Source organism: Oleiphilus sp. HI0067, assembly GCF_001635735.1.
Genome location: NZ_LWFI01000724.1, coordinates 1 through 1,098, shown reverse-complemented (window position 1 = coordinate 1,098; position 1,098 = coordinate 1). Strand labels below are relative to the sequence as shown.

Genomic DNA, 1,098 nt, shown 5'->3' with positions numbered 1-1,098 from the left:
CGACAGTTTGGTCTAAGGCGTCATAACCTATGACATTGATCGACACATCGCCTTCGAAACCATCACCCAGTGAAACTTGTATCGGTTGACTCAAATCGCCACTGATCACGTAGTTACCATCACTATCTTCAAGGCCATTGCTGATGGTTGCGCCATCCGGAAGATCACTCGCAATCACATGATCCACGCTATCATCCTCACTAATTGAACTTGGCATCGCAATGTTCAAACTACCACCAGGAGAAACCGTATAATCTGCTGCCTCACCGTCGACTTGGCCATCCTCAGCAGGCGACACATTTGCGCTAATTGATGCTTGGATTGTTTCTGTGCCATCACTCACATCGTAGGTAATGCCAGCCGTTCCTTGGAAGTCACCATCAGCCACAATGCTATAGGAGTCATCACCATTATCGCTCACCGTTGCATTGTCAGACTGGAAGTTACTGACTGATAGGGTATCGCCATCAACATCAGTAACATTGGCAAGCAACTCGTCGAGTGTCAGCGTGGTCGTGCCGTTCATATTCATCTCTACATACAATGGAGTACTTTCAGTCGGCACATCATTTTCTGGCGTCACTGTAAGAAGCACTGTTGCGGGCGTGCTATATGTGCCATCGTTCACCATGTAGGTCAGCTCCATATTACCGCCAAAGTCAGAATCAGGCCATACTGTCCATGAGCCATCACCATTGTTGATCACCGTGCCACTATCCGGCTGCACACCTAAGCCTTCAACAGTCATAGTGTCGCCATCAGCATCCGTCGCACCCACAGCAGTTAGCAACTCTGACTCTGTGAATGTAATCGATCCATCCTCGGCGACTGTATAATCTGATGCCTGATCTACAGCAACAACTTCTGGCGCAGCGTTGATGACATTCACATTCACGAAACTCGTCACGCTATTTAAATCGTCACTCGCCACGAAGCTAATCTGTGCTTCGCTAGAGAAATCTGGATCTGGCGTATAGGTATATGTGCCATCGCTCGATTGTCTAAGTACACCGACACCATCGGTAATTTGCACACCAGTAATTGACAGGTCATTACCATCGACACCGTTAATCTGAGCAAGTAAATCCGCATCAGTAA

At 47.8% G+C, this 1,098-nt stretch carries 1 protein-coding gene; it reads right to left on the bottom strand.

What is annotated here, in order from left to right; genetic code table 11:
* On the bottom strand, positions 1-1,098 hold a 1,098-nt coding region (locus A3739_RS08050), incomplete at both ends, for a cadherin-like domain-containing protein (protein ID WP_156502464.1).